This is a genomic window from Burkholderia sp. M6-3, from assembly GCF_050858985.1.
GTDB classification, from domain to species: Bacteria; Pseudomonadota; Gammaproteobacteria; order Burkholderiales; family Burkholderiaceae; genus Paraburkholderia; species Paraburkholderia caledonica.
In genome coordinates, this window is the sequence record NZ_CP110093.1 from 180444 (window position 1) to 201903 (window position 21460).

General features: G+C 59.4%; 22 protein-coding genes and 2 pseudogenes. 9 read left to right on the forward strand and 15 right to left on the reverse strand.

All coding sequences use genetic code 11. From position 1 onward, the window contains the following. Positions 1–30: 30 nt before the first annotated feature. Genes OH764_RS36015 through OH764_RS36040 form a run of 6 tightly spaced genes read right to left on the reverse strand, consistent with a single transcriptional unit; the run spans position 31 to position 3959 of the window. Positions 31–1377, reverse strand: coding sequence for a sensor histidine kinase family protein (locus OH764_RS36015; RefSeq protein WP_498852025.1), 1347 nt, complete (start codon positions 1375–1377; stop codon positions 31–33). After that, on the reverse strand, positions 1377–2048 hold the full coding sequence (locus tag OH764_RS36020; RefSeq protein ID WP_498851761.1) for a winged helix-turn-helix domain-containing protein: 672 nt from the start codon (positions 2046–2048) through the stop codon (positions 1377–1379). Before OH764_RS36020 ends, OH764_RS36015 begins: the two co-directional genes overlap by 1 nt. Positions 2049–2071: 23 nt before the next feature. Beyond that, on the reverse strand, positions 2072–2800 hold the full coding sequence (locus tag OH764_RS36025; protein WP_498851762.1) for a cytochrome b/b6 domain-containing protein: 729 nt from the start codon (positions 2798–2800) through the stop codon (positions 2072–2074). Beyond that, positions 2772–3260 carry a diheme cytochrome c gene (locus OH764_RS36030; RefSeq protein WP_498851763.1) on the reverse strand — a complete coding sequence of 163 codons (489 nt, stop codon included), beginning with the start codon at positions 3258–3260 and terminating at the stop codon, positions 2772–2774. Before OH764_RS36030 ends, OH764_RS36025 begins: the two co-directional genes overlap by 29 nt. A 46-nt stretch (positions 3261–3306) precedes the next feature. After that, complete coding sequence (locus OH764_RS36035) at positions 3307–3726, reverse strand: DUF1924 domain-containing protein (RefSeq protein WP_498851764.1); 420 nt, start codon at positions 3724–3726, stop codon at positions 3307–3309. A gap of 59 nt (positions 3727–3785) precedes the next feature. Then, on the reverse strand, positions 3786–3959 hold the full coding sequence (locus tag OH764_RS36040) for a hypothetical protein (RefSeq protein ID WP_229517691.1): 174 nt from the start codon (positions 3957–3959) through the stop codon (positions 3786–3788). A 75-nt stretch (positions 3960–4034) separates the two neighbouring features. On the opposite strand from OH764_RS36040, the gene OH764_RS36045 reads away from it, so the two are divergent. After that, positions 4035–4532: a hypothetical protein gene (locus OH764_RS36045; protein WP_498851765.1), complete on the forward strand. Its 498-nt coding sequence runs from the start codon at positions 4035–4037 to the stop codon at positions 4530–4532. Between the two features lie 129 nt (positions 4533–4661). Here the strand turns inward: OH764_RS36045 and OH764_RS36050 are convergent, their stop codons facing one another. Beyond that, positions 4662–5615 carry a cation diffusion facilitator family transporter gene (locus tag OH764_RS36050; RefSeq protein ID WP_498851766.1) on the reverse strand — a complete coding sequence of 318 codons (954 nt, stop codon included), beginning with the start codon at positions 5613–5615 and terminating at the stop codon, positions 4662–4664. Positions 5616–5815: 200 nt separating this feature from the next. On the opposite strand from OH764_RS36050, the pseudogene OH764_RS36055 reads away from it, so the two are divergent. After that, a pseudogene (locus OH764_RS36055) lies at positions 5816–6142 on the forward strand (transporter substrate-binding domain-containing protein); the annotation flags it as partial. An 849-nt stretch (positions 6143–6991) separates the two neighbouring features. Here OH764_RS36055 and OH764_RS36060 read toward each other — a convergent pair. After that, complete coding sequence (locus OH764_RS36060; protein ID WP_498847421.1) at positions 6992–8014, reverse strand: IS110 family RNA-guided transposase; 1023 nt, start codon at positions 8012–8014, stop codon at positions 6992–6994. 113 nt (positions 8015–8127) lie between these two features. Between OH764_RS36060 and OH764_RS36065 the strand changes: the two genes are divergently transcribed. Continuing rightward, a complete protein-coding gene (locus OH764_RS36065; RefSeq protein WP_498847422.1) occupies positions 8128–9153 on the forward strand; it encodes an IS110 family RNA-guided transposase in 1026 nt (341 codons plus the stop codon). A gap of 371 nt (positions 9154–9524) precedes the next feature. Here the strand turns inward: OH764_RS36065 and OH764_RS36070 are convergent, their stop codons facing one another. The 6 genes and pseudogenes from OH764_RS36070 to OH764_RS36095 all read right to left on the reverse strand — a co-directional run bounded on the left by OH764_RS36070 (position 9525) and on the right by OH764_RS36095 (position 14323). Beyond that, entirely contained in the window at positions 9525–10403 is an 879-nt protein-coding gene (locus OH764_RS36070) for a polyphosphate kinase 2 family protein (protein ID WP_498851767.1), read from the reverse strand. A gap of 57 nt (positions 10404–10460) precedes the next feature. Then, positions 10461–10961 carry a universal stress protein gene (locus OH764_RS36075; protein WP_498851768.1) on the reverse strand — a complete coding sequence of 167 codons (501 nt, stop codon included), beginning with the start codon at positions 10959–10961 and terminating at the stop codon, positions 10461–10463. Further along, entirely contained in the window at positions 10933–11358 is a 426-nt protein-coding gene (locus tag OH764_RS36080; RefSeq protein WP_498851769.1) for a hypothetical protein, read from the reverse strand. Before OH764_RS36080 ends, OH764_RS36075 begins: the two co-directional genes overlap by 29 nt. After that, positions 11333–11863, reverse strand: a complete 531-nt coding sequence (locus OH764_RS36085; protein ID WP_498851770.1) for an HAD-IC family P-type ATPase — start codon at positions 11861–11863, stop codon at positions 11333–11335. Before OH764_RS36085 ends, OH764_RS36080 begins: the two co-directional genes overlap by 26 nt. Positions 11864–12659: 796 nt before the next feature. After that, positions 12660–13532, reverse strand: a pseudogene (locus OH764_RS36090) (molybdopterin-dependent oxidoreductase); the annotation flags it as partial. Between the two features lie 59 nt (positions 13533–13591). After that, positions 13592–14323, reverse strand: a complete 732-nt coding sequence (locus tag OH764_RS36095) for an IS6 family transposase (RefSeq protein ID WP_498852026.1) — start codon at positions 14321–14323, stop codon at positions 13592–13594. A 127-nt stretch (positions 14324–14450) separates the two neighbouring features. Here OH764_RS36095 and OH764_RS36100 point away from each other — a divergent pair, with 127 nt between their 5' ends. From OH764_RS36100 to OH764_RS36125, 6 genes are all read left to right on the forward strand, one after another. Beyond that, on the forward strand, positions 14451–14876 hold the full coding sequence (locus tag OH764_RS36100) for a porin (protein ID WP_498851771.1): 426 nt from the start codon (positions 14451–14453) through the stop codon (positions 14874–14876). Positions 14877–15007: 131 nt separating this feature from the next. Then, positions 15008–16381, forward strand: a complete 1374-nt coding sequence (locus OH764_RS36105; RefSeq protein WP_498851772.1) for an MFS transporter — start codon at positions 15008–15010, stop codon at positions 16379–16381. Further along, positions 16378–17397, forward strand: coding sequence for a LysR family transcriptional regulator (locus OH764_RS36110; RefSeq protein WP_498851773.1), 1020 nt, complete (start codon positions 16378–16380; stop codon positions 17395–17397). The genes OH764_RS36105 and OH764_RS36110 overlap by 4 nt, the downstream gene beginning before the upstream one ends. 97 nt (positions 17398–17494) lie before the next feature. Then, positions 17495–19153 carry a thiamine pyrophosphate-binding protein gene (locus tag OH764_RS36115; RefSeq protein ID WP_498851774.1) on the forward strand — a complete coding sequence of 553 codons (1659 nt, stop codon included), beginning with the start codon at positions 17495–17497 and terminating at the stop codon, positions 19151–19153. Beyond that, on the forward strand, positions 19066–19260 hold the full coding sequence (locus tag OH764_RS36120) for a thiamine pyrophosphate-dependent enzyme (RefSeq protein WP_498852027.1): 195 nt from the start codon (positions 19066–19068) through the stop codon (positions 19258–19260). Before OH764_RS36115 ends, OH764_RS36120 begins: the two co-directional genes overlap by 88 nt. A 4-nt stretch (positions 19261–19264) precedes the next feature. Then, a complete protein-coding gene (locus OH764_RS36125) occupies positions 19265–19996 on the forward strand; it encodes an IS6 family transposase (RefSeq protein WP_498849139.1) in 732 nt (243 codons plus the stop codon). A gap of 376 nt (positions 19997–20372) precedes the next feature. On the opposite strand, the gene OH764_RS36130 is transcribed toward OH764_RS36125, so the two are convergent. After that, positions 20373–20564, reverse strand: a complete 192-nt coding sequence (locus OH764_RS36130; RefSeq protein ID WP_498851775.1) for a BON domain-containing protein — start codon at positions 20562–20564, stop codon at positions 20373–20375. Between the last annotated feature and the right edge of the window lie 896 nt (positions 20565–21460).

Consider the following 21460-nt stretch of genomic DNA (forward strand, 5'->3'; position numbering starts at 1 on the left):
CGCCTTGCGGTTTGGGTGGCTTGATTCAGATCAATCATTGCGGGCATACCAGCTCACCTCGACTTCGAGTCCGCCGAGATGTGAGCGACGCACGTCGACCTTCGCCGCGTGGAGGTCGACGATCCGCTGGACGATCGACCAGCCAAGACCACTACCGCTTTCGCTGGTACCCGGAACCCGGAAGAAGCGCTCACCCAGCCGCGAGCGATCCGCATCGGCGAGTCCTGGACCGCTGTCTCCAACCGACAGGGATGCGTTGGCGCCATCTGTCGTCGTTCTGATCAGCACGGATGCCCCAGGCGGGCTGTAACGGATGGCATTGTCCACGAGATTTCGCACCAAGGCCGCGAGCAGCATGTCGTCGCCTGTGACGTGGCAAGGCCTGTCACCGTCAAATTCCAGCGACTGCCGCTTCGCGATCGCCGTTGGCGCCAGTTCTGCGACGACCCGTTGTGCCAGCGCGCTCAGATCGACCTTCGTGAGTGCGAGGGTCGCCCCGGACTCGAGCCGGGAAAGCACCAGCAGCTGATTCACGAGACGCGTTGCGCGGTCGCAGCCTTCGATAGTGGCGCGCAATGCGCGCTGACGGAGGACATCGTCGGTTTCTGCCAACGCAACCTGAGCCTGCGTCCGGATCGCTGCGATTGGCGTGCGCAACTCGTGTGCAGCGTCAGCAGTGAACTGGCGCTCCGCGTCCCATACCGTCTGGATACGCGCGAAGAGCTGATTGAGCGCGTCGAGTACCGGGGACATTTCGGCGGGCGTTTGTGTCATCACGACTGGCGCGAGATCATCCGGGCCACGCCTGGCAATGCTCCGGCCCAGTTTCTTTAGCGGTGTCACCCCTTGCCTCACCGCCCACCAGGTGGCAAGTCCGAGAAGGGGCAGGGCTGCGGCCATAGGCCACAACGTACCACGCAATACCGCTACCAGTATTGCGGTGCGAGAATCGATACGCTCACCGACGTAGACGTGTGTGTCCTCGCCTGTACCTCGCACGGAAAACACGCGCCACGCGTTCCCGTCTATCTGCACGGTTGCGAAACCCTGTCCAAACTCGCCATCGGCGGGAATCATGGGCTCAGTCGGTGCATTGGCCGAGCGCACGACCGCCTCCCCTTCGTGAAAGATCTGGAAGGCAACCTTGGGTGCATACGGATGAGGTACCCGTGTATCGATCTCGTCATCGTCGTCAATCGATTGCGTCTGCTGCACGATCAGCAGAGCTGCTGCCTGCCCGAGGTGACTGTCGAGCAGTTCGTCGAGCTCGCTGCGGGCGTCACGCCAGATAAAAAGCGCGGTAATCAGCCATACGCCTATCACGCCGCCGATGACCAGCACCAGCAGACGTCCCTGCAATGAGCGAGGCAGAATCATCACGTAGCGCAACCCTCTCGCATCAGTACGTACCCGACGCCGCGAACTGTTCTGATCAGATCGCTGCCGAGCTTGGCGCGCAGGCGATGGACGTGCACTTCAACTGCGTTGCTCTCCACTTCCTGCCCCCAGCCGTACATGGCCTGTTCCAGCTGTTCGCGCGACATCACGCGGCCCGCATTCAGCATGAGCACGTACAGGAGGTCAAACTCGCGCGTGGAGACAGTGACGGACTCTCCATTCCTGTAGACAAGCCGTGCCGCCGGTTCAAGTGTGATGTTCTGAACTTCCAGTTTTTCCTGCGGCTGACCGTGTGCGCGGCGCACGAGCGCCCGCAGGCGAGCGGCAAGCTCCAGAAGGTCAATGGGCTTGACGACGTAGTCGTCGGCACCGATGTCGAGTCCACGGACGCGATCGGGAACCGTGTCGCGAGCAGTCAGCACCAGTACGGGTATGGTTACGCCCGCGCGCCGCGCCGAGCACAGCACGTCGATGCCATCCTTGAGCGGCAGTCCGAGATCGAGCACTGCCGCAGCGTAGGACCGGGTACGCAGTTCCACTTCGGCAGCCTGGCCGTCGCGAACCCAGTCGACCTGAAAGCCCGCCTGCCGAAGGCCCGCGCGAATGCCATCGCCAAGCAACGGATCGTCTTCGACGAGCAGGATACGCATTATGTCGCTAACCGTTGAGCGCTTCAGTCGGCGTCTTCGCGGGAGGTCTGGTGCGAAGTTGCCGCGTCGCTACCCGGCGTTACCGGCGCAGGTGCGACTTGCCACTGCCACCACCAGAACGCAAGCACACCCGCTAACATGATCGCCGCGACGCTTTGCCATGCGCGCCTGATGCCTTCGTCGGGGTGCCCTGTCTTGTATCCGCTCAGCATCGCGCCGACCAGGTTTTCCCGATGAAGCCAGCTGCTCACGACGACGCCGGCCACATGTACGCCGACCAGCGCAAGCATGATGCTGGCCAAAGCCTCGTGCACTTCACCTGGCCAGTTTCCTCCGACATCGTTATAGGTCGCCCAGCCCGTCATGGTCAATGCGCATGCCAAAGCTAGCATGGCGACGATGACGACGGCGCCGGCCGGGTTGTGCCCGACATGGCGTTGTGGATGGCCACGCAATATCCCAAGAAGATAGCGCCACACGGAGGCGGGGCCGCGAACGAAGCTCGAAAAACGGGCGTATTTCGTTCCGACAAGCCCCCATGCCAGTCGAAAGATCACGAGACCTCCTGCCGTGTAGCCTAGCGCGACATGGACGAGCCGCCAATGCTCGCTTTCCGCGGTCAGCCATGCACCGGCAAAGCAGGCCGCGAACAGCCAGTGGAAAAGCCGTACGGGCGCATCCCAGACCAAAATGCGACGTTGCGTCGTATCGCCTGCGCTGCTGCTATTGCGGTATGCGGATGAAGTGTTCATTGAAGTTCCCTTGTTCGGCGCGGGTATGGCAGGCCGCGCAATTTGACGCGCTCTTGATCATGGGCCGCTTCCATACCGCGGCAGGCACTTCTGCATGCTCTTGCCGGAACCAGTGAGAGCGGGTAATGCGATCTTCGGGCGGAGCGGCGTGCGCGGCCGCGTCTGCTGCCGAATTTGCGGCGAGCCACGTCGAAATCTGCCTGACGGAGTCTGTGTCGAGTGACGCATCAGTGCCGAAATGGTGCTGCAGGTTGTCCAGAATGCGCTGCCATGACGCGGCAGGCAGCATGCCCGGCGGATAGGCAAGATGGCAGGTTCCGCACTCCTGCCGATACCTGGGCAGCACATTGACCTGACTAAACGTCCCTTCAGATTCGGCGGCAGCGATCGGGGCCGTCAGGGCAGCCACTAGCGCGACGACACAAACCTCGACAGAACGGGGCACAAGGTGAAAAAGCATAGGAAGCGCTCCGGCGGAGAGAACCTTCGATAGTGGGGAAAGGCGCCTACGGCTTCAGCGTCAAAAGCCACGCAAGCAGATCCGCCTTCTCGGCTGCGCTGCACTCACGTCCCACGACGTCGTTGCAATTGCGACGGAACCATTTCTCGGTCTTGGAGGCGTCCGTAAAGCGCTCCGGGTTGAACGCAGGGGCTAGAGGTCCAATCGACTTGCCTGTGACAGCATGCCTGCCAGCCTGCGTGGGCACTGCGCCGTGGCACGAAGCGCAACGCCACTCATGGCCATGTGACGCATTGAAGAACTGTTGCCCACGCGACGGGTCCGCTTCCGCATTGCCCGACTGGGTACGGTAAGAGCCGAGAAGATCCGATGGCGTGGCAGCGTTGGCTATCGACATTGAAGTCATGGCAAGGACCAGCAGAAGTGCCCCATACAAACCCGGCAGCGAGAGAGGCGATTTGCTCACGAGAGTCTCCGGTAGATACAGATTATCCTGGGCGAACTTCCTTACCGGAGTCTTAACGCTCAATCTCGCTGTTTGCTCACGATGCGTTTGCTGTAACAGCGCATCGGCTCCGGCTTCAGCTTTCCGAAGTCCGTCAGCGGCACGCGCATAACGGCGGAAATCACGCCTCCTCCCACTTTTTTGCGGGAGTGCAGACCGTGCACGCAGCGCGTCAATCCTTTGATGCGCGTCAAGGGGTGGCGCCGATCGGCGGGTAATGTTGAATAAGGACAGCTTCAACCCCGCTTGCCGCCACCGCGGAGACTTCCATGAAAAAGCTTCTGTTCCCTGTCGCAATCTGCATTGCGTTGAGTTCGCCGATGCTCCATGCGGCGTCAAAGGACGCAACTGCCGCACAAGGCACGTCAAAGACCCAGAGCACGGATACGGCGGCATTCGACAAGAATCTGGCTCAATTCCAGGAGCAGATGAAGACGATGCAGGCGCAGATGAACCAGATCCGACAGACGCAGGATCCGAAGGAACGCCAGAAGCTTCTGCAGCAACACTGGGCGACAATGCAAAGTGCGATGACCACGATGCACGGGATGTGGGGCTCCGGCATGATGGGGCATGGAATGATGGGGCAGGGGATGATGAGCGGCGGCTGGGGCCATATGGGAGGGTACTACTCCAGGCTCAGTCCCGAGCAACTGCGGCAGCGTCAGTATATGACCGACCAATACCTGCAGATGCAACAGGAAATGATGAACAACATGATGTGGCAACAGCAGTATTCAACGCAGCCTCCCGCCTCGCCGCAGTGAAGTGCACGACGGCCGGTGATCGGATTACCTGCAGGACTGGCAACTACCGCCGATAAGCGCGGTTGTTCCCGGACTCCGCAGATCAAGAGGTTTGCTGTTTGAAGAGCGCACCGGGCGTAGTTCGGGTTGTCACACACCCTGTTGTATAGCGGCTCCGTCGACCTCGTTCAACTTGCGCGGATCCACATGGGTCATGACATTCAGCACGCGATGGCGCGCCAGCACGTGCTGGCGCGCAGCGACCGCAATTTCGTGTCCCGCCTCAACGGAGATCGCAGCGTCGACCTCGATGTGCACGTCGACCACAATCATATCGCCCATTTTTCGCGTGCGAAGATCATGCACGCCGATTACGCCGGGCGTGGCGAGCAGCGTCTGGCGGACGGCGATTACCTCATGCTCGTCGGCCGAACGGTCCATCAGATCATGCAGGGCATCCCAGCCGAAGTGCCATCCCATTTTAACGACAAGCAATCCGACGATCAGTGCCGCGATCGGATCCAGTATCGGGTAACCAGCCAGATTTCCGACGATGCCAACTCCCACAACGAGTGACGAGGCAGCGTCCGACCGGGCGTGCCATGCGTTGGCGACGAGCATGCTTGACTTCACACGCGTCGCCGCCGCCAGCATGTAACGGAACAAGAGTTCTTTCGCAATCAATGCGCCAATGGCAACCCAGAGTGCGGCAATGTGAACGCGCTGTACGGTTGCGGGATCTTCGAGCTTGCGAACCGCGGACCAGAGCATGCCGATGCCCACTGCGGAAAGCAGGGCGCCCAGCGCCAACGACGCGCCAGTCTCGAAACGCTGGTGGCCGTATGGGTGCTTTTCGTCAGCGCCCTTCCCGCTATGATGGCTGGCGAAGAGCACCACGAAGTCGGCGACGAGATCGGACAGTGAGTGAACGCCATCGGCGATCAGGCCTTGAGATCCGGAAAAGATGCCGGCGATAACCTGAGCAAGCGTAAGGCACAGGTTGACGCCGACGCTCACCCACGTGCTGCGGGTAGCAACAGCGGATCGCTCGGCGGGGGAGTGTTCCGGATTCTCAGAGTCGTCGAAGAGTGCTTCGGATTTCATAAAGTAGGCCTTCCGGTGCGGTGAATGCTGGCCATCTCTCGCTGGGTGACAGCGGTCAAGGGGCAGCAGTTGTAGCGCCCCCGCTCTGGCACCGGGGAAGAACCGGCAGGACGCCGCTAGCAAGGTTCAAAGGTACAGCCTTCAATTTTGCTCGACGCTTCAGTTGCGTCAATGGCGAAACCCCGTTCCAAGGCAACGGCGCCGGCGACAGGGCAACAGCGCTGGCAGTCGACGACGTTCTGCTCTAAGGGCTGCGTGCGAACGCGAGCGATCCGCATACGTGGTAGGTCGTCGGTAAGACGGCGCAGATTGAACCGTATGCGTGCATGGTCCGAAAAGATGATCCGACGTTCAAGCAGCTCGTCGATGGTACGCTCGCAAGGCTGATGAAGAGCGGCGAATTCGCGCGTCTCTACGCAAAGTGGTTCGAATCGCCGATCCCACCGCGCGGCGTGAATCCCAAGATGCCGATGAGCGTCGAGTTGAAGGAGAACCTGACTGAACGCAGCGACCGCCCCACACAATGAGTAGAGGCGATCACCCGGACATGAGCGTGTCGTCGATCACTCGTTGCCCCGCGCTAAACCCTGCCATGAGTGCTGCCGCTTCTGTTCCAAACGGTTTCTAATTGTCATTCATCAGGCGAATAGGAGACAACAGCGCAGCAGGCAAGCCCTTTACTCCGATCGATACGATCGCGACATAGCCATCCAGTGGCGATGGAACGGCGCGGCGGGAGGATAACCATACGGGTTCGAGGGATACAGTTACTTCGAAGCAATTGTAGGGGTAAGTCCTTTGTATAGGGGGCGTGGATAGTCCTTCAACAGGGCCGAAGTGTACGCGTTATGCGTCATTTAAACCTGAAGGCGACATTAAGATACGCAGAATGCGTTTGCCGAAACGTCACCCGGACTACGCGCCGCGTTGCGAACTGATTTCAGAAATGCCGAATCAAAGAGTTGCTTTTCAAGCACAGATCTAGGTGGGCAGATTTAGTCCCATAATGTCACTCAGCTTTCATCATTGAGCGCCTCATAGGCTCCAAATGGCGTTCGCGAAGAGGAAGAACCTAAACGTGTCTTCCGACTTTCGCCTGAGCGCGACTTCTTGGCGCTTATATGAACGCCGCCCGGCTTGCAAGGTAATAACGCTGCGACGTTCGACAGGGATTTGGTTGCAGGCTTATATCCGGCATCTGCAGGCCGAGCCTGCGTGCCCTGATGGAATTCGCCAAGAACGACCTCTGCTATCTAGCGCGCTCGAAGCGCTCAGCGTCAATCAGGTTTGCGTTCTTGCGGACCAACCTGTCTCGCCATCACATCATTACCAACCTTCGCAACCTTTCTGCATGGCTCGCGCGATGCGGAAATTTTTCAGGCTGTCTTTTGTAGTGCGTAGTCTTTTTGATACGTGCGGTTGTTCGCCAGCAGCGACCACGCTGTCCGCGCCATCTTGCTTGCCAGTGCGACTGCAACCACGTTCGCAGGTCGACGTCGCGACAGTTGCTCGCACCAGGCCTCCTTGCTCCTGCTTTTGAAGAGGACCGCACGTGCACCGTGGATCAGCAGCATCCGAATATAGCTGTCGCCGCGCTTGCTTATGCCGCCCAATCGCACCTTTCCGCCGGTACCGCTTTGCCTGGGCACCAGGCCGAGGTATGCGGCAAGTTCTCGTCCCGATTTGAACGCGGCGGGATCGCCGATCGTCGCGACCAGGGCTGTCGCCGTCAATGGCCCAATACCCGGGATCGTCGAAAGCCGTCGACATGCTGCCTCTTGCCGCTGCCAGACAACGATCTGCCGCTCGAGCTTGCGGATCTCGGCTTCGATGCGTTCAATGAACTGAAGCTGGTCGCGCAGCGCACAGAACAATGTGCCCGGAACGATCTGCTCAATTTCACCCAGTCGCTCGCGGACCTCGGCCAAGCCCGCGAGACGTCCCGCTCTCAGCGTTACGCCAAATTCATACAGCAGGCCGCGCAACTGGTTGACCTGCATGGTACGTGACTTGACCAGCAGTGAACGGATGCGATGCAATCCGAGCATGGCCTGCTGATCTGCGGTCTTCGGTGCTACGGACCGCATGCCGGGTTGCTGCGCTGCCGTCCAGATTGCACGAGCATCTGTTGCGTCGGTCTTGTTATTCTGGACGAACGGGCGAATGAACCGTGCATGCAGCAATACGACTTGATGACCTAGCGCCGCAATCTTGCGCGCCCACCAGTGCGCACTCCCGCAGGCTTCCAAGGCCACCCGACTGGCCGCTCGCTGGCCAAGGAATTCTATAAGCTGTTGCTTCGTGAATCGCCGGTTCACAACCTCTCCGGTTTCCGCTTCGATCCAATACATCTGGAACGTGCGCTTTGCAATATCGAGCCCGAACGTCGTAGCATTCATGATGGTCCCTCCGTTCCCTCAAGTGGTCGCGACAACTTCCACTAATGGGATGGTCCACCCCACCTCGCTGGACAGGTTAGGCTGGCAGTGTTCATACCGAACTGGAGGCCACCATGGACGACGTTACGCTCGTTGGTATCGATCTTGGCAAACACAGCTTTCACCTGCATGGGCAAGATGCGAAAGGCAAGGCTTTGTTTCGTAAAAAGATGAGCCGCAAACAACTGATCGAATTCTTCGCGACTTTCCATGCCTGTACCGTCGTCATGGAGGCCTGCGCCGGTTCGCATCATATGGCGCGGAAGCTGGCCGAGTTCGGGCACACGGTGCGCCTGATCTCGCCGCAGTTCGTCAGGCCATTCGTCAAATCGAACAAGAATGATTTCGTCGATGCAGAGGCGATCTGCGAAGCTGCGTCGCGCCCGGCGATGAGATTCGTAATTCCGAAGACTGAGTCGCAACAGACGCTTTCGGTGCTGCACCGTGTACGTGAATCGATGGTGCGCGAGCGGACCAGAACCGTCAACCAGATGCATGGCTTTCTTCTCGAGTTCGGCATCAGTCTGCCGGTAGGCAACACTGCCGTCACACGTCTGCCGTCTGTGCTCGCTATGCATGAACTGCCGCCAAGACTGGTTGCGATCCTCGAACGCCTCCATCAGCACTTCAAGTACCTTGAAGAACAGATCGGTGAGATTGACCAGGAGCTTGCACGTCAGCTCGCCGACGACGAGGTCGGACAGCGCCTGATGAGCATCCCGGGAGTCGGCCCGGTCACCGCAAGCGCGTTGGCCGCAAAGATGGGCGACGCAAGGCAGTACCGATGCAGTCGCGATTTTGCGGCATCGGTTGGGCTCGTGCCCCGGCAATTCAGTACGGGCGGCAAGACCAATCTTCTTGGGATCAGCCGGCGCGGCGACAAAAATGTCAGGCGTCTGCTCGTCCTGTGCGCCCGAGCCTACATGCGAGGGTTGGAGAAACGAACCGGTCGCCTGGCAGACTGGGTCCGCGCAATGCTCGCTCAACGACATTCAAACGTGGTGGCGTGTGCGCTCGCCAACAAGCTGGCCCGAACGGCCTGGGCGATTGTTGCGCGCCGAACCACATTCGACGCCAGCTACGCAACTCACCCGATCTGAACGAACACAGCTTCATCTTTACTTAACACAATCACCCAACTGGTTTTGCGACGACTGAAAATTGATGACGTGAACGGCGCAGCGGCCTGCCGAAGAACCTGAGTGCCAAAGAGGCTTTTCGAAGCCGATCCACTGTTAAGGATCGTCAGGCGCGAATCTCATCGTGGCGCGGGGAGCGATCCCCACAATGACGCCGAATAGATTTAAGCAAGCCAACTCGCCATCGAAGATCATAGTTGCAAAAACGGGGTGGACCATAGATTTGGCACATTGATGCCGTTGCGTTCTGGAGGGACCCAGTACCTCCAAAGGCACTTCAGTGTTCAGAGCCGAAACGACCGCGACGGGAGGGTGGCGTTCATACCATCTGTCTATGACTGCTCCCGGTCGAGCCCCGCACGAATCTGGGCCAATTCATTGCGGCGCTGAGTCGTGGCTTCGGGATACCGAAGATTCAATTTCTCCAGCATGTTGAGAATGATCTGGGAAACTATTAGCCGAGCGTTTTCCTTGTCATCGGCAGGCACGACATACCACGGGGCGTTTTTTGTGCTGGTCGCACTGAGACACTGCTCATAGGCTTTCATATACTCCGACCAGAACTTGCGTTCTTCGACATCGGCGGTACTGAATTTCCAGTTCTTGTCGGGTTCGTCGATACGCGCGAGGAAGCGCTTTCTCTGCTCTTCCCTTGAAAGGTGCAGAAAGAACTTGACGATCCGCGTGTCGTTGCGATGAAGATGACTCTCAAGATCATTGATGGAGCGATAACGGCCCTGCCAGAGGGCCGCCTCCGCGCCTGGAGAGCCAGATAAACCCTCTGCGCGAAGTATCTCCGGATGGACACGCAGGATCAAGACCTCTTCGTAGTATGACCTGTTGAAAATCCCGATTTGTCCACGCTCAGGGAGGTCGCGCGTAGTACGCCAAAGAAAATCATGTTGAAGCTCAGTCGCGCTCGGATGTTTGAAACTGAAAACCTTGCAACCCTGCGGGTTGACGCCCGACATGACGTGCTTGATCACCCCGTCTTTTCCTGCCGCATCCATTGCCTGAAGTATGAACAGTATCGCGTAGCGGTTATCGGCATACTGGACGCTTTGCAATGCGCGCAACTGTTTGATGTGGTCCGCCAGCATGGCGTGATAGTGCTCTTTCGATCCGTATGCGGGTGCCACACGCGATGGCCACTTGCCCAGGTCAACTGCCGCACCTTCGTGGATGCGAAATGCATCTGAGTCGATCTTCATGCCTATCCTCCCGACCGGGACCGATTGAATACTTAAGCAATCCGCGTACCGTCCGGCTCAGACCGCTGGCGGTGAGACGACCGCACCAATCTCTCTTGAGCTTTCTGCATGGTTCCGCAGCGGCACAATGAGCACCGGAATGTCGGCGCTGCGCAAAAACGATTCGGCGGTACTGCCGACCAGGATGCGCTCGACACCACTGCGGCCATGTGTGCCAAGCACCATCAGATCTGCGCCCCATGCTTCGGACTGACGCTGCAACTGGGAAGCAATCCCGGTATCGTCGGCATCCAGCAGTGATGTTTCCCCGGCAAGATTCGTCAGGATGAAAAGATCATGTGCCCTGGCAAGCGCCGCATTCGCGGTTGCTCGCGTCGTTCGGTTGTGCGCTGCAGGGTCATTGAACCCGGGGCCGGGCCAAACGATGTCCGGCGCGCTTTCGACCACGCTGACCGCGTGAATGGCAGCCCCGTCCATCGCAGCAAGACGGATCGCCTCGGCGAGTGCCGAAACAGCGATCTGACTGCCGTCAATTCCAACCATGATGCGTCTGAACATAGGCGTTCAAGGGCGTGTGACCCTTCCTCCGAAGCAAGGCAAGGATGGCGGCTTTGGCCGTCTCCAGCACACCAGCAAAAAAGAGCGTAGCAACAAGCAACGCCGAAATGGCCAACGGCCGCAGCGGCGCCATCATTACACCGCTGGTGGCCAAGCCAATCGTAAGTGCGATGTCGATTAGAGAGGACGCGACGAGCCATGCACCCGGACGTGAATGCAAAACGCCATGCCGCTCGCGCGCCACATAGACGATCGCCTGGCTGCCGAATACCAGTGTGACGAAGGCGAGGGTACGCAGCGAGTCCAAGGTGAAATGGAGACCATAAAACGCTACAGCGATCACACCAGTACCCAACGTCAGCTGGCAGACGTCATATAGCGCTGCGAGCCGTGTCACGTATCGCGTATCCCATGCCGCTGGAGATGAGGAGGGCGTCACTCGGTCGACTGTCAAGGCCATAGTAATGAAGTCCCCCGTCACGAGCAGCAATGCCATGAGCAGTGGCGTCAGGATAGCGTGGCCGGTCATCACAACGCCCGGCGGCGAGGAACAGCACCAGATGGAATTTTTTGGCGAGTGCATTCAGTACATAGGTTGTAAGTCGCTCTAACGCGCATCGCGCTTCGATAATCGTCGTGACGATTCCATTAAAACCAGGCTTCGCCAGGACAACCGCAGCGGCCGCTCTCGCGACATCGGTCGCTGTCGCCACTGCGATTCCTGCCTGCGCCTGACGAAGCGCGGGCGCATCGTTGAGCCCGTCTCCGCACATGGCGACCACGTGCCCGCGATCCTGAAACGTCCTGGACAGCCGGAATTTGTCTTCCGGATAAACCTCAGCATAGACGTCGGCGTCTTGCCACTGGCCGCTGCGATTTCTTGACCGACCGCCGGTGCGCACTCGAGTCCACCGCAGCGAGCATTCCAATGCCCGTCGTTCAGTACGGCCACCTTTTGAACGTGCGCGTAACGGGCACCTCTGAGCCTTGAGCGTCCGCTTCAGGAACTCTCCTCGAATAGACCTTCTCGTGGATTGATCATCGTCAACCGGAAGGCGTTTATCACGAAGACGAGCGGTTCCATGAGAGTTGCACTCTCATACCGGCGGTGAGCCCCTTATCATTAACGGTGGCAGGGACGGGTTCCGTCGCACGCTGCGGGGTGTTGGGCACGTTCTCCGGACTGTTTGTCGACGAAGCCTGCGAGCGGGGCAGGCGGATGGCTCCCGACCGCCTTTGCGTGCGTGTCATCAGGTGGCGCAAGCGGAGTGTTCGGCGGCGTGATAGGACTATAAACCCAGGCGCCCGTGGGCTTGATACGGCGGCGACGGTGTGTGAAGTCAGCTACGGCTTCCCGTTGATCGCTGACAGGTACCGCGCTATCTCCTCGATCTTGTCGGCAGGAAGCGGCGCTGCGTAGACCACCCGCATCTTGTCGACCTCAGCCTTCCACTCTCCGAACGACAAGGGCGGTTGTCGCAATACCATTCCGGGAGAGTGGCAAATTACGCAGTGGGCGTTGGCCAGTTCAGAGCCCGGGGCGGGCGGAAACGTAGTCCGACCGGTAGGCAGCGACACTTCGACCGTTTGCCGATCGGGGGCAGTCGGGGGCGGGGCGGCCCCCGTTGTCTCTGACACGGCGAGGCAAGTGAAAGTCGCCATGGAGAGAACGGCCATCTGAGCCTTCATACCATCTCCTCAAGCAGCAAACACATCAAGCTGTTCGACTGCATTACGCATGTAGCCGCCGGGGTTCCAGTTTGGCGTGTCCGGCTGGGCAATGCCTTCTGTGTTGGTAGCCTTCACCTTCAGTACGTACTGGCCGCCTTGTCGGGGTGAGAACTGCGATTCCCATCGGCGGAAGCTGTACTTGCCGAAGTCACGCCCGAGTCGCGCAGGCGTCCACGTCGTCCCGTTATCGTGCGAAAAAAGAACCTCGCGCACACCGGCATCGCCCCCAAACGCGATCCCGCGCACTATCTGCGTCCGGCTCAGGTCGAGCACGGCGCCATCACCGAGGTTCGTGAAGAATGACCTCGGTACCATCGCGCCGATCGGAATCGTCTTTACGTTCGCCTGTCCTGGCGATACGTCTGCGTGAGGTGTATCCGGTATCTGGTAGGCCTTGGCCATCCAGAAGTTGGTATCCGGGGTGTCAATGACCTCGATATCCGCGAGCATCTTCATCCAGTACGTGGAGTACCATCCGGGTACGACGAGGCGAAGCGGGTAGCCATTCAAAAGCGGAAGGGGCTTGCCGTTCATGGCAAAGGCGACCATGACTTCGCCATCACGCGCGTGATCCACGCTGAGCGTCTTGACAAAATCGGGCGTGTCGGCAATGACGCCCGTGTCAAGGCCGTTGAAGCGTACCTGCACGGCGCCTGGCTTTACGCCGGCGCGGTCGAGAATGTCCCTGAGACGCACCCCTGTCCATATCGCGTTGCCCATTGCGCCGTTGGCCCATTCACCTCCCGCGACACGGGGCCTGAAAAACCCACGCGAGTTCCCAGCGCACTGGTTCACGGCAGCGATCTCGACGCGCTCGAATTTTCTCGACAGGTCGTCAAGACGGTTGTGTCGCGTTAAGGAGAATAGGGTGAGCAAGTACCGATGTTGAATAGGACTGCCTACATTGCGAGAGAATAGAATTGCTCGGCAACAGTCGATGCAACGCCATCGTCACACATCTGTCCCTTGCGGATCATGTGCGCGATCTCGATGCCGGACAGGATGATGCGCGCACACCGGAAATCCTTGAACCCCATCATCGGTTTGATGATGCGTTTGACGGCGCGGTGGTCCTGCTCGACAACGTTGTTCAGGTATTTGTTTTGCCGGACCTTGATTGGCGCTGAACGCTCGGCATTGAGCGCCTCAAGCGCAGCCAGATTCGCGCCGCTCTTGTCCACCGTAATTGTCTCGGGCTCGCCGTTCTGGTCAATCGCCTTCTCGAAGTATTGGCGAGCAGCGGCCTTGTCACGCCGGGCGCGCAGCAGGAAATCCACCGTGTTGCCCGCCTTGTCGACGGCACGGTACAAGTATTTCCACTGGCCTTTGACCTTGACGTAGGTTTCATCGACGCGCCAGCTCTTGCCGACAGGCCGTTTGCGATTGCGGAATGCCTTTTCAAACACCGGCAGCAGCTTGATGACCCAGCGGTGCACGCTCGAATGATCCACTTCGATTCCCCGTTCGGCCATCATTTCCTCGAGGTTGCGCAGGCTCAGCGAGTACGCCACATACCAGCGCACGCACAGCAGAATTACATCCAGCGGATAGTGCATTCGCTTCAGTACCTTGCCAATGCCGGCTGGTAGCGTCTTGCGTGGCGTCTTCGTCTTTGACATCGTGCTCACCATGCTTTGTGGTTCGGCCAATTCTACTTCACCGCGTTAGCGCGACAGAACCCCGGGGAATGCCATTCCAACCGGCGCTGTCACCGACGACTACAGCGGCGCGCCGTTCATCCTGTTTCACAACAGTCCGTTGAGCACAAGCGTCGGCGTGGACCGTCAGCGCGCATTTGGCGCGGGTGGGGCCGTGCCATTCGGCCCGTTGACATGGAATGTTGTGTTCAGCGATGTCCGCTATCGCTATCTGGACCAGACCTCCCTGCATCTCGACAATTACGACACGTCGTTCACCTATCAGCTTACCCCGAGCATCCTGCTCGGAGCCGGCTACATCTTCACCAGTGGCAACTACGGCAATGTGCCGTCCAATGGCTCAATGCATTGGCACACGGGCGGCGTTAGCGCGGTTTACTCACTATCCAAACGAACCGACGTCTATATGTTCAGCGATGCAGTCTGGGCATCTGGTGCGCGGGCGGTGGCGGTCACCTGGCTTAATGCACCGTCCACGACCAAGGAGCAGGTGAATGTCATGGCGGGTATCCGTCATCGCTTCTAACAGCACAGCCGGCATCGGGTGAGCCACGGCAGTTATATTGATTTGAAATATCAATCTTGATCAAGTGGTTGCATGCTCGTATTTTCGAGCTGAGGCCGCACCGAGTCGGCGCTTGCCGGAAAGGGAAAGACGTGGAGACAAGGGAGGGGGTTGTCAACGTATCTCGGCTCATCGATGACACGCCGCTAACGCGGCTGCAGATCACGGTTGTGGCGTTATGCGCGCTGGTGAATCTGCTCGATGGCGCGGATACACAATCGATCGGCGTAGCCGCGCCATTCATTGCCAACGCACTGGCGTTCAAGGTGGGCAGCTTTGGGGCCGTGTTCGCGGCATCGCAGCTGGGTGCAGCGCTTGGCGCGCTGGCCTTCGGCCCTCTGGCGGACCGCTTCGGGCGCAAGACGATGCTGGTAGTCGCCGTGCTCACCTTCGCAGTCTTTACGCTTGCCACGCTGGCCGCGCCCACGTTGTCTGCGCTGATCGCGATCCGGTTCTTCGCGGGTGTCGGACTGGGCGGCGCCACGCCGTGCTTTCTGACGATGACATCCGACTACTCGCCGCGCAAACAGCGCGGCACAATCGCGACGATTATCTGGTCGGCTTATCCACTCGGCGCGGCGTTTGGCAGCTTTTCGAACGCCTATGTGCTCACGCATCTCGGATGGCGAGCGATCTTTATGATCGGTGGCGTACTGCCGCTGGCGGTTGCGTTGTTGCTGATCGTGCTGCTGCCGGAATCCGTGCAATACCTCGCAGCCCGGTCCAATGATCCCGCACGCATCGCCAGCATTCTGGCGCGCATGGGGCAACGCATAGATACAGGTGTCCGGTTCACCGTCGAGGGGAAAGCCTCGGATGGCGTGCCGATCCGTTCGCTCGTTGAAGGCAGGCTGCGAAACGCGACGATACTGTTGTGGGTCATGTTTTTCTTTGCGTTTGCCACCACCAACGTGATGGTGATGTGGACACCCACGCTTCTGCACAAGAACGGCATCAGTCATGCGAATACGGCGATCGTGCTTGCCTTCTTCAATATTGGGGCATTTATTGGTATGGCTGCGGTGGGACGGTTGATTGACCGCTTTGGTGCGACCCGTGTGCTGTTGCCCGCGTTCATTGCTGCGGCGGCTTCCATTGCAGCGCTCGGCAGCGCCAACACGGTGTCGACGGGCAGCATGTTCGGCGCCTGCCTCGGCCTGTCGATCGGGCTCGGCGGCGCGGGCGCCATCGCGATCGCCTCGTTGCTCTACGCGCCTGCTATCAGGTCCACCGGTATCGGTTGGGGCATGGGCAGCGCGCGTCTGGGTCAGTTCGTGTCACCGCTGGTGATTGGCAGCCTGCTCACGGCCGGGTTGGCGACGGACCGAATCCTGATCGTCGCGGCGATGTCTCCCGTTATTGCCGCGCTGATGGTCATGTTCCTATGGTTCGACGGCAAGCGACATTCACGCGAGGGCGAGACATCGCCCGACCGGCCGCTGCGAGCGGAAATGGGCAAAAGATGATCGACTTCAACCTCCGGCTCGCAGGCATCTTTCATCTGCTGTTCGAGACGAAAAGCGTGTCCGCGACGGCGGAACGGCTCGGCATGACTCCGTCATCCGTGAGCATGAGTCTTGCGCGGCTTCGCGAGCAGTTTCGCGATCCACTGTTTGTGCGCACCAGCCATGGCATGGAAGCGACGCCTCGCGCCGCGTTACTGGTGGAGCGGCTGCGTGAAGCGGAGCGACTCGTCGAGCACGCGTTGAACGACGACGAAGTATTCGATCCCATTGGTTCGACGCGTGAATTCCGTATCGCGACGACCGATTTGGGCGAAATGATCCTGCTGCCGGCGCTTTACGAAGCACTGGCTTGCGTCGCACCTGGCGTCAAATTGACCGTTACGCATGTTACGCAGAACACGCCACGCCAGATCCAGAACGGCGACGTCGACCTAGCGCTCGGATGCATCAGTCATCTGGAGAACGGCTTCTATCAGCAGCGTCTGTTCAGGGAGACCTTCGTCTGCACCTATCGCAACGGGCATCCGCATCTGACGGGTGCTCCGACGCGCGCAGACTTTCTCGCCGCGCGACATCTGGTTGTGTCCGTGGCGGGTAGCGGCTATGCACTTATTGACAAGGCTCTCGAACGCCACGGAATTCAACGCGAAGTGGCAATTCGTCTGCCCGGGTTGCTCGCGCTGCCGGCCGTGCTGGGGACCAGTGATCTGATCGCCACTGTCCCGCAACGGCTTGGCCGTTTGCTGGAAACCGTTCACGGACTGAAGTGTACGCCGCTCCCATTTGAACTCGACCCGGTCGAGGTCAAGCAGTATTGGCACGAGCGCTATCAATACGACGCCGGGCCCGCGTGGCTTCGACGATTGAATCGCACGGTCGTCGGTGAAGAATGCGACGTTGAGGAGTCGCATGGCGACGACGTGGCGGGTACGGCCTCTGGATATGCAGATAGCGCGTCCGATCTGTCAACCAGCGCTGTGGCATCACTTCACAGCGGGACCCTTCACTGTCGGTGACCGCCAACCTTGACGAAGCAGTCCGATTAGACCACTCGGCAACCACTGATGTTGCCATTCGTCCCACAAACGGAAAATTTTCAAACAGGACAAAGGAATGACAGGTCGCCGAACTTTTCTAAAAGATGCCGTAACAGCCGGGGCTGCCGCAGCCTTTGTCAGACCGTCTTCAGCCGCCGCGCAGACACAAAGCCCACCTGCAGTAGACAAACCCTCGTCGCGTCTGGCCGCCGCCGAGACAGTCGCGCCATCATTGACCGAGCAACCAGCAGCTGATGTGGCTCACGTGGGCAACCCCGGTTCAGATTTCATGGTGGATATGCTGAGGGTTGCCGGTATTGAATACGTGGCCGCGATGCCTGGTTCGACGTTCAGGGGTATTCACGAGTCGATCGTCAACTACGGTGGCAACAGAAATCCGGGCCTTATCGTGTGCACGCATGAAGAAGCTTCGGCGGCGATAGCGCACGGCTACGCAAAGGTTGCGGGCAAACCCATGGCATGCCTTGTTCACAGTACCGTGGGGCTTCAGCACGCATCAATGGCGATCTATAACGCGTGGTGTGACAGAGTGCCCATGATCGTGATTGCGGGCAATATCGCCGATGCCACCAAGCGCCGCCCCGGCGTGGAGTGGTATCACACGGCGCTGGACCTCGGCGCACTCGTGCGGGACTACACGAAATACGACGACTCGCCGGTGTCGCTGCAGCACTATGCGGAGTCGTTTGCCCGCGCCTATACGCTATCAGTCACACCCCCGATGGAACCTGTGCTAATTGTCGCAGACGCTGAACTTCAGGAACGTCCGATCGAGAATCGCGAAAAAATCGTTGTACCTTGCATCCGACCGGTTGCCTATCCGGTCGGTGGCCAGGACACCCTGGACGCGGCTGCCCGCGTGCTGTGTGCTGCAAAAAATCCGTTGATCGTCGCGGACCGGGCAATTAGGTCCCAGGCGGGCATGGAGGCGCTCGTAAAGCTTGCGGAGTCTCTCAATGCCCCGGTCATCGATCTCCTTGGTCGCATGAATTTCCCCACGAACCATTACCTCAACCAGACGTGGCTCAAAAGTGAGCTCGTTGCGCAGGCGGATGTGATTCTCGCGCTCGAAGTCGGCGATGTCTGGGGGCTGACGGGAACCGTACCGGACATCATTGGCCGTCCATCGAAAAAGTTCACGAAACCGGACGTCAAGGTTATCAGCATCTCGACTTCGTACCTTTACAGTAAATCGAACACGCAGGATGCGGAGCGCTACTTCGCTCCGACACTTGCGATCGGTGGAGACGGTGAAGCATCCCTGAGCCCGCTAATCCGGTCGATTGGCATTACGCTCACCTCCGCTCAACGCAGTGCTATCGAAGAACGAGGCCCCATGCTTCGTCAGTCTTTCGCGGCAATGCGAGAGGCTGCGCGAAACGACGCAATGCGGGCGTGGGACGCGAGTCCGGTGAGTACGGCGCGTCTTTCACAGGAAGTCTGGCAGGTAATCAAAAACGAGGATTGGGCGCTGGTCTCGTCTTCTCTGTTTATCAGCAATTGGCCGCAGCGGCTCTGGGACTTTACGAAGTCGTATCAGTACAACGGTGCCGAAGGCGCGTACGGCGAGGCTATGGCGCGCCTGCGGCTGTCGGAGCGGCCATCGCGCACCGGGATGCGGGACGCCTGCCCGTCAACATCCAGACTGATGGTGACCTCTTGGTATTGCCCGGGGTGCTCTGGACGGCGGCACACCACAAGCTGCCGTTGCTGACGGTCATGCACAACAACCGGGCCTATCATCAGGAGTCGATGCACGTCCAGCGCATGGCGAACTGGCGTGGGCTCTGTCAGGTTGATGGGGAGGCGGCGGTAGAATGAAGTGATGAAGAAAACGAAATCGCTTTATCACGGTCACCGCTTCCCTGCAGTCGTCATCAGTTGCGCGGTTCGGTGGTATTTCCGGTTCAACCTGAGCCTTCGCGACATCGAGGAATTGTTGCTCGAGCGTGGTGTCGTGGTCACATACGAAACGGTCCGTTGCTGGTGTGACAAGTTCGGCGCTCGATTCGCCTGTTGTGCCAAAGCGGCGCGGCGCAAGCCGGGCAGTACATGGCATCTGGACGAAATGTTCGTCACACTGCGCGGCGAGCCGTATCTTTTGTGGCGAGCGGTCGACGAGCATGGTGTCGAACTCGACGTGCTGGTGCAAAAGCGGCGCGACAAGGCTGCGGCAAAGCGCTTCTTCCGGCGGGTGCTGCGTTCAAACCCGCTGCCGCGCAAGATCGTTACCGACCAGCTGCGCAGCTATCCCGCAGCAAAGGCCGACATTCCCGAGCTCGCTCATATTAAGCACGTCTTCGTCAAAGCGGCTGCACGCGTAAATAACCGTGCTGAGAACAGCCACCAGCCGACCCGCAGGCGCGAACGACAGATGTGCGGCTTTCGCGATGCGCGTCGCACGCAGGCGTTCCTCTCATGCTTCGGCCCAATCCGGCAGCACTTCGCGTTGCCCAGACATCAGATGAACGCGGCATGTCATCGTGCCGTACTCCAGGAACGCTTCGCCACATGGCATGGATGGACTGTTACTGCCGCAGTCGAGTGCGTTATCTGATAAGGATAACTATGCTTTAGCTGCTCAGGTAGTCTACGCCCGACAAGTTGACAGAGCCAGGCGATGTGCTCGCTACTGCACGCGATCCGGCTCTCGCGGGCGGCGGCATGGACCTGCTGCCAGGATGATTTCTCCATGTGCTCCCCCCGTTGTCGAAGCAGCTTAGTAAGCTGGCGGCGATAGATCAAGCAGGTCATCGGCCCAAGCAGTCGCTTCAAGGACCACGAGTCTGGGACCTGGAGTACGTCCGCTTCCAAGGAAGTCGAATGCTCCGTCTCGCCCCTCGGTCATTAGTCCGGAGCTAGTGGCCGTCCGTGTTCAACTCGATCTGTAAATACTACAGGTTGCCTGCTGCCGGTGCGCCAAGGGCGGAGTGTTACTGTCCCACTTCTTTAAATGTCAGCGCATTTTTCACGGATGTCACGCCGGGCACAGTCTTTGCAATTTCGGCCGCCTTGTCGATATGACTGGCGTCAGTAACGGATCCCGCAAGGGTCACCGCGCCGCCTTTTGCAATGACGTTGATTCTGGAAGTGGCGACACCGCCCTTCGAGAGGGCGCGAAGCACTTTTTTGCTTAGTGCGCGATTCGCCTGTCTGGTGGCTTTAGCACTTCCCTCGGCTGCCGGGGCTGTCGATGTAGCGGCTGATTCGCTGGTCTGGGGCCACGCATTGATCGATGCGAACGCGATTAGTGCGCCGCTAGCAAACCTTGAGTGTGTTGATGACCTTCATTTCTCGCTCCAGTTGTCAAAAGCCACGATAAATCGGGCAGGGATCGCGGGTCTGGCACGACACGGCCGTAAGGCACGGTGGGCGGGGGGCTTGCTATCGCTTCTCGCCGGTATGAACGGACCTCGACAGCGGTCCAGGTTGCATCAGGGCGGGGCGCAGGCAGGCTACGGCTGTAGTAGCAGTCTGTTCCCATTTTTCTCGCGAAGCTATGCGACCTTGGTCCCATAGAAATGATAAGACGCAGGCATGGGTCTACCATCAGGCAGCCAGGAATTCCGGGAGGATCGGGGTTAGCGCGCAAAGGTGCCAATTCCTGTATTCGCCAAGCCCAATGGACAGTTTTTTGAAGGCGAGCCGCGCGAGCGGATTACCTCCTCGGTATCAACCGTGTCGTCCTGGCTAACGTCGCCTGTCCGGCGGGCACCTCACGGCCTGAGTCGCCAGGCGTCGTTCCGCGTGAAGCGAATGGCCGCTTTCTGGGTGGAAACGACGTATGAATGTCCGATCGACGGTGCGGGCGAATGACGGCTTGTGGCCGAACCCGGTCCCCCGGCCAGCTTTCATGACGGAGCCGAACACCACCTGTTGGACGGACCGTCCTCGGACCCAGAACGGCCGCTCGAACTCGAGGCATCGAAATGACGGCTTTCAGCGTGCTAGGCGCCCGATCGATAGGGCTCATGGCTGGTCAGTCGTCGACCCGGCACGGCAACTTGGCCAATGACAAAAA